The following is a 6,582-nucleotide window of genomic DNA, read 5'->3' as shown; positions in this document are numbered from 1 at the left end:
GGAACCAGCCCGGTTTGGCGGAATCAAGCCGCACCCCTGCTGCTGTGGTCCAGCCTCGCCCGGCTTGACACCGCCAAACCGGGCAGGTTGGCTGCGCCCGCTGACGCGGCGAGGGACCCAGAACCAACACCCTCCATGGTCCTTCGGACCCCCTCACCACGCCACCGGTCGCGCAGACCCGTCACCAACCGCAGCCGTCGAGGCACCGGTCTTTCACCGCGACCGGCCGCCTGGCCGCACCAGCTCGCTTGGGGCTCCGCCGTTGCCAGCCCAGCTCCCTACAACTGCCGCGAAGCCCGCCGCGCCGAACCCCGCTCCTCATCCTCCGGCGCGATCCCGTGCCGCACCGCCCACAGCGCGGCCTGCGTCCGGTCGGAGACGCCGAGCTTCATCAGGATGTTCGATACGTGCGTCTTCACCGTCTTCTCGGCGAGCACCAGTGCGCGGGCGATCTCGCGGTTGGAGCGGCCCTGGGCGATCAGCACCAGTACCTCGCGCTCGCGGGCGGTCAGTGGCGGGGCCTGCGGGCCTGCCTCGCCGCTGCTGCCGGAGTCCAGTAGGGCTGCGGCGACCTCGGGTTCTAGTAGTACGTGGCCGGCGTGGACCGAGCGGACTGCGGCGGCCAGGGCGGAGGGGTCGATGTCCTTGTAGACGTAGCCGCGGGCGCCGGCGCGGATTGCGGGGATGATCATGCGGCGGTCGGTGAAGCTGGTCACCACTAGGACGCGCGCCGTGGAGCCCGCGTCGCGCAGTAGCTCCATCGCGCCGACGCCGTCGACGCCGGGCATCACCAGGTCCAGCAGGATCACGTCCGGCTTCAGCTCGGCCGCCAGCTCTGCGCACTGTGCGCCGTCGGCCGCCTCACCGACCACCTCGATGCCCTCCTGCAGCTCCAGGAAGGTGCGTAGGCCCTGGCGGACCATGCGGTGGTCGTCCGCGATCAGTACTCTGATGACCTCAGGACGCGCGCCCACGGTCCACCTCCAGCCGGATCGTCGTTCCCGCCCCGGGCGCCGAGGTGACGTCCAGGCGTCCGCGTACCGATTTGGCTCGGTCGCGCATCGAGACCAGGCCCAGGCTGCGGCCGGCGCGGCGGACTGCGGCGGGGTCGAAGCCGACGCCGTCGTCGGCCACCTCCAGGGCGGCGCCGCCGCAGGACTTGGTGGCGGTCGGGCAGTTTTCGTGGAGGCGGACGCTGATCTTGGTGGCGTCGGCGTGGCGCAGCGCGTTGTGGAGCGCTTCTTGGGCGACGCGCAGCAGTACTTCTTCCGCGGCCGGTGACAGCGCTTTGACGTCGGCGCCCTCGAAGGTCACGCGGGGGCCGCCGGCGGTCTGGTTCACCCGGTCCAGGACCTCGACGTGCTTGCGCAGCGTCACCGCCAGGCCGTCCTCCTCCAGCTCGGCGGGGCGCAGCTCGACGACCACCGAGCGCAGCTCCTCGGCGGCCTCCTTGGCCAGGGTGGCGACCTGCTCCAGTTCGGCGCGGGCCCGGGCCGGGTCGGTGTCCAGGACGTCGGCGGCCGCCTGGGAGGTCAGGCGCAGGGCGAACAGCTTCTGGGCGACGGCGTCGTGCAGTTCGCGGGCCAGGCGGTTGCGCTCGCGGGTGATGGCCAGCTCGCGTTCGCGCTCGTAGAGCCGGGCATGGCGCAGGGCGATCGCGGCGTGGCCGGCCAGGACGCCGAGCAGTTCCTCGTCGTCCTTGGTGAAGCCGCCGGCCTTGTTGGCCAGGAACAGGGCGCCGAGGATCTCGTCGCCGTCGCGGATCTGCTGGCCGAGGAAGGCGTCCATCTCCGGGTGCGCCTTGGGCCACCAGCGGAAGCGCGGGTCCTGGCGGATGTCGGGGAGGCGTTGGGGCGCCGGGTCTTCGAGCATCACGGCGAGCATGCCGTGCTGGCGGGGGAGCGGCCCGATCGCGGCCCACTGCTCGTCGCTGATGCCGTCCACGAGGAACTGCGCGAAGCTGCCGGCGCCGTCGGGCACGCCGAGCGCGGCGTACTCGGCGCCGATCAGCTCGCGGGCGGTGGCCACGATCGTCTGCAGCACCTCGTCGGTGGCGAGGTGCCGGCTGACCGCGAGGACGGCCGCCGACAGGCGGCGCATGGTGTCCAGCGCGTTCTGGGGGCTCATGTTCGCAGGGTATCGCCGATGATCGCGCCGCCCCATCGGGCCGGGGACCGGTCGGTCCTAGGTCGCCGGTCCTAGGACCAAGGGCGGTGCCCGACTCCGGTCCCGGGCCCGATCCCCGCGGCCGGGTCGCGGAGCAGGGTGAAGGGCATGAACACGACGACAAAGCAGACCGATACAAAGCAGGCCGAAACGGCCGCCGGCCGGGCGGCGGGCGGCGCGTGGGGCGGCAGCAACCCGGTGGCGGTGATCAGCGGCGCCTCCCAGGGCCTGGGCCTGGCGCTGGCCCGCGGCCTGGCCGAGCGCGGCTGGTCGCTGGTGATCGACGCCCGGACCGCCGACCGGCTGGCCGCCGTGCGTGCGGAGCTGGCGGAGCTGACCACGGTCGTCGCGCTGCCCGGCGACGTCACCGACGACGCGCACCGCGCCGACCTCGCCGAGGCCGCCTCCGAGCTGGGCGGCGCGAGCCTGCTGGTGAACAACGCCTCCAGCCTCGGCGGGTCGCCGATGCCGACGCTCGCGGCCTTCCCGCTGGAGGCGCTGGCCGAGACGTTCGCGGTGAACGTGGTCGCGCCGCTGGCGCTCACCCAACTGCTGCTGCCCCAGCTGCGACAGCACGGCGGGGAGGTGGTCAACATCTCCTCCGACGCCGCGGTCGAGCCGTATGAGGGCTGGGGCGGGTACGGGGCGTCCAAGGCGGCGCTGGACCACGCCTCGGCGATTCTGGGGCTGGAGGAGTCACAGGTGCGGGTGTGGGCGGTGGATCCGGGCGACCTGCGGACGCAGATGCACCAGGACGCGTTTCCCGGTGAGGACATCAGCGATCTGCCGCTGCCGGAGACGGTGGTGCCGGGGTTCCTGCGGCTGATCGACGAGCGGCGGCCTTCGGGGCGGTATCAGGCTTCTGATCTGCTGCCGCGGGGTCGCGTGGCTGAGGTGGCTGAGGCCTCCGAGGCTTCCGAAGCTTCCGGTCTGGAGGTGGCCTGACATGGGGGTCCTGCTGCACGAGCCCACGGTCGTGAACGCCTCCTCCTCCCGGCCCGGACCGATGCCGGCCGGACCGCTGGGCCCGGGGTTCCGCGTCTCCTCCGACCTGCTGGCCCGCAAGCCCGCCGAGGCCCGCGGCCTGGACCGGGACGGCGTGCGGCTGCTGGTCGCGCGCGGGCGGGGCGCCGACGATCCCGAGGTCTCGCACTACGTGTTCGCCGACCTGCCGGACGTCCTGGAGCCCGGCGACCTGCTGGTGGTGAACAACTCCGGGACACTGCCGGCCGCGCTGGACGCGGTGGTGCTCGACTCGGGCGTCCCGGTGGTGTTGCACGTGTCGACCGGCACGCCGCAGGACCCGGACGCGTGGATCGTCGAGCTGCGCCGGCCGATGGGGGACGGCTCGACCAAGCCGTTCGCGCTGGAGCCCTGCTCGCCGGACCCGGACAGCCCGGCCGAACCGGGACTGCGGCTGCGCGTCACCGGCGGCGCGACGGTCACATTGCTGCGGCCGTACACGAGCCGACTGTGGGTGGCGCGGCTCGATCTGGGGATGTCGGTCGCCGACTACCTGAGCCGGCACGGCCGCGCGATCCGCTACGACTACGTCGACCGCGACTGGCCGATCACGGCCTACCAGACGGTCTTCGCCGCCGTCCCGGGCAGCGCGGAGATGCCCAGCGCCGCCCGCCCGTTCTCGACCGACGTGGTCGCACGCCTGGTGGCCAAGGGCGTCTACATCGCACCGATCACACTGCACACCGGCGTCGCCTCACCCGAAGCCCACGAGAAGCCCTACGCGGAGTGGTACTCGGTCCCCGAGGCGACAGCCCAGCTGGTCAACCACGTCCGCGCCCGAGGCGGCCGCGTGATAGCGATCGGCACGACAGCCGTCCGCGCCCTGGAATCAGCAGCCGACGAGGAGGGGACGGTCCATCCCGGCCAGGGATGGACCGAGCTGATCATCACACCAGAACGCGGCGTCCGAGCCGTCGACGGCCTGCTCACCGGCTTCCACGAGCCGGAGGCATCGCACCTGCTGATGCTGACGGCGATCGCCGGCCCACGCCTGATCCGGGCCAGCTACACCGCGGCGCTGGCGGGGCGGTATCTGTGGCATGAGTTCGGGGACGTGAACCTCATTCTGGTTCGCTAGCCACAGATCGGGGGTGGGCAGCAGCGGTCCGGGGATCCGGGCCGCTTTGCTGTGAGCAGGCGTCGTCGGTGTCGAAGACAAGCTCGTCGCCGAGGTTGCGTAGTCAAAGGCTGCGGGAGGCGACGAAGTCGGGCGGAGTGGAGCAACAATCGCAAGTGGATCCAAGCAGAATAGACCCGGTCTGCATTACTGCTCAGATCCCTGACATTTCGCCGTCGCGGGCGGCGGTGCTCCTCCGTCCGACAGCCCGGTGGGATCATGAGCCGTCGGTGTTCCGCGCACGCCTGCGAAGGATACCCAGCCGGACCCATCCGCGAGGTGGAACCAAATGTCACTGTTCCAGGGGGCGGTGTTGGTCGGGTACGCAACGGTTGAATGAATCCATCCGTTCACGGAGATGCTGTAGTTTCCTGCAAAGCTGCCTACCATTTTGGATGTGACGTCTGGTTCATTTCGAACGGCCGTCCCATAGGGCTCCCAGCGATTCTGCGCGAAAATCTGAAACCTGGCGCAGCCGCCGCTGAAGCCTATGACGCCCGCCGTTGAGCCGGCTGTGCTCGACGATGGCGGTGACGAGCCTGAGGACCGGATGCTCGACGCGACCGCGGCGGCCGCGGTAATGAAGATCCAGAACGACACCAGCACCCGGTGGCGTCGCCGAGCTGACTTGGCGGCCTGAGATGAACCAAGCTGCTTTATCGCATCATGGCGCCCTGCCAGGACGTTGAGAATGTATGAAGTTATGGCTCCGACGAGTGCAACGAGCAGAGTCGGGACCCAAACCTGCCACCGCGTCACGAGACCACGGTATGGCATAATCCGGCACCCCAAGGTCCGAATTCGAACAAGGCCCGTGGACTAAGGCATTGGTGAGTGAAGGCCTTCAGTCGGAACCGTTCGGGGTCTGGCCTGATAGAACGACGTACCGGTGAGATTCTGCTGCGGCAGGGGACCTCTGGCGTCCCGGCCGTCGAAGTGCGGGCGAAGAGTGTCAGCATCACGGCGCGAGCCGGTTAAAGGCAAGGTAGGCGTTCCGGGCTTTATCAGCATTGAGACCGATGACATCGTCGGAACCCTCGGCCTTCGTCGGAAGTCACGCGGTCCGTTCGTGCTCATCAGCCGCGACAGTGGGCTGGCTCTTGACGCCTACCAGGCCAAGGGTGGTGAATCGCCGATCCTTTGGCCCGCTCACGCGCTGCCGCACCAGCTCTGGTACTTCCAGCGCACGGCGCACAAAGGGCAGTACCTCATCGTGTTCGTAGACGGTGAAATGAACCAGCAGTTCCTCGTCCCCACGCTGTCGGGCGGACCCGTTCGAGGCAGCCCGGCGGCGAAGACGGCGTCGACTTGTCGCGGCCCCCGGTCGGCTAGCGACCAGCTCTATGGCCCAGAACACCACATACCTCTAGCCTCAGAGCTATGACACTGGGGGAGGGCCTTCTGCTGCTTGCCGTCCATCCGCGCAACGGCAGGGTCCGGAACGTCGAACGCATGTCGCCCGCGTTGCGGGCCGTGGAACTGATCGAGCTGAGTTTGGCCGGGCGGGTCGCCGTGGAACAGGGCCGGATCGTGACTAAGGACCCCTCGTCCGTCGGGCATCGTTTGCTGGACCACAGCCTGAGCTCGCTGAGCACCGAGGCGAAGCCGCCGAAGGTCGAGGTGTGGCTGCGAGGGAAGCCGGCTGAAGCCGGAACGCTCGGCCAGTACATCGCGCTGTTGGGGCGCCGGCAGGTGATCCGGATCGAGTATCGCGGACAGGGCCTCGCCCGAACGACGCGCATCACGGTGCGCGATCACGAACGACTGGCCGAAGCGTGGGCTCGGATCGATGCCGTGGCGCACGGCGAGGCCTCCGCCACGGTCCAGGACCAAGCGTTGGCGGGCATCGTGCACGTCTGCGGTCTCGGCTCGCACCTCTACCGTGGGCCGCATCGCTTGATGGCTCGCCGGCGGCTGGCCCGGTTCACCGTCCCGCAGGGAGTCGCCGAGAGTGTGCGATCCGTGGTGACCGCCGCCGACGTCGAGTTGGCGAACGCCGTGGCCGAGGCGCTGTCCAGCGGAATCGCGAAGATGACCAAAGAGCTGACGATGGTCCTGCGCCAGGAATACCGGCTCGAAATGTACAGCTCGCACAGCTCCAGCGGCGGCCATCATCACACGTCGATCGACACCTCTCACTCAGGCCACCACCAAATGGGCTCAGGTGACGTCGGCGGCGGGCACCACCATCACGGCTGATCCGTCCGCCGCAGGTTGATCACGCTCACCCCGCCGCCGCTCACCCCGCCGCCGCTCACCCGTCATCCCCCTCCAAC

Annotated in this window: 6 protein-coding genes; 4 read left to right on the top strand and 2 right to left on the bottom strand. The window is 69.8% G+C overall.

Annotated elements, in window-relative coordinates; all coding sequences use genetic code 11:
• Positions 1-278: 278 nt before the first annotated feature.
• Both GWK61_RS51790 and GWK61_RS51785 read right to left on the bottom strand, forming a co-directional pair.
• Complete coding sequence (locus tag GWK61_RS51790; protein ID WP_194921538.1) at positions 279-974, bottom strand: response regulator; 696 nt, start codon at positions 972-974, stop codon at positions 279-281.
• Entirely contained in the window at positions 958-2,127 is a 1,170-nt protein-coding gene (locus GWK61_RS51785) for a GAF domain-containing sensor histidine kinase (RefSeq protein WP_228564387.1), read from the bottom strand. Before GWK61_RS51785 ends, GWK61_RS51790 begins: the two co-directional genes overlap by 17 nt.
• A 147-nt stretch (positions 2,128-2,274) precedes the next feature.
• Between GWK61_RS51785 and GWK61_RS51780 the strand changes: the two genes are divergently transcribed.
• The 4 genes from GWK61_RS51780 (at position 2,275) to GWK61_RS51765 (ending at position 6,505) form a co-directional block, all read left to right on the top strand.
• Positions 2,275-3,111: an SDR family NAD(P)-dependent oxidoreductase gene (locus GWK61_RS51780; protein WP_194921535.1), complete on the top strand. Its 837-nt coding sequence runs from the start codon at positions 2,275-2,277 to the stop codon at positions 3,109-3,111.
• 1 nt (position 3,112) lies between these two features.
• Positions 3,113-4,267 carry an S-adenosylmethionine:tRNA ribosyltransferase-isomerase gene (locus GWK61_RS51775; RefSeq protein ID WP_228564386.1) on the top strand — a complete coding sequence of 385 codons (1,155 nt, stop codon included), beginning with the start codon at positions 3,113-3,115 and terminating at the stop codon, positions 4,265-4,267.
• A gap of 529 nt (positions 4,268-4,796) precedes the next feature.
• Positions 4,797-4,946, top strand: a complete 150-nt coding sequence (locus GWK61_RS51770; protein WP_194921533.1) for a hypothetical protein — start codon at positions 4,797-4,799, stop codon at positions 4,944-4,946.
• Between the two features lie 740 nt (positions 4,947-5,686).
• Positions 5,687-6,505 (top strand): GOLPH3/VPS74 family protein, encoded by an 819-nt coding sequence (locus GWK61_RS51765; protein ID WP_194921531.1) that lies wholly within the window; start codon positions 5,687-5,689, stop codon positions 6,503-6,505.
• Positions 6,506-6,582 lie beyond the last annotated feature (77 nt).

It is taken from the genome of Catenulispora rubra (assembly GCF_015356825.1).
Lineage (GTDB): Bacteria > Actinomycetota > Actinomycetes > Streptomycetales > Catenulisporaceae > Catenulispora > Catenulispora rubra.
The sequence above is the reverse complement of the archived record's forward strand: the minus strand, read 5'-3'. Positions and strand labels throughout refer to the sequence as shown.